Consider the following 505-nt stretch of genomic DNA (forward strand, 5'->3'; position numbering starts at 1 on the left):
CTCCGTTTCCATTCGAGACCTCTAAACCCTACTTTGCCATTGATAGGGGTAAAACAGTCTTTTTACACAAAATCTGGACACTATTTTCAATGTCTCCGAAACTCGTAAAATATATACTTTTTGGAAAGTAGAAATTTCGACGATCAATTCTTCCTTCTTCGTCGAATCCGTCCGAAGCCCGTAGATCGACGTTTTAGCCCATTTTGGACTTTTAAGTTGTGGGACCCTTGCCATTATCTATATAAGGAGGAGTCTTTTCCCTTTCTTCCTCTTCTTGTAACTTCTTGAGAAATAGAGAGTTCCAGCCCAGCCCTAGGTTCTTCCTTCTTGCCCTTGCTTCCCCATCTCTCAATCTCTCTCAAATCTATTGCTAAGTGTTTAATGGAGGTAGTAATCTTCTTCCCCTCCATGGGAGCTTCCTCTTGATACCATTTGTGGAGAGAGCCTCCCATTCTAAGCTATCTTTTGAGCAAACTCTTTCCATTAGAGGACTCTTCATGTAAGT

General features: G+C 41.6%; 1 protein-coding gene. It reads right to left on the reverse strand.

Translation table 11 applies throughout. The features are described 5' to 3' along the window. Window positions 1-233: 233 nt before the first annotated feature. The gene (locus EYQ95_RS26575) at window positions 234-410 is read right to left on the reverse strand and encodes a hypothetical protein (RefSeq protein WP_165924878.1); all 177 of its coding nucleotides are present in this window, start codon (window positions 408-410) and stop codon (window positions 234-236) included. Window positions 411-505 lie beyond the last annotated feature (95 nt).

The organism is Lysobacter sp. N42 (assembly GCF_004344885.1).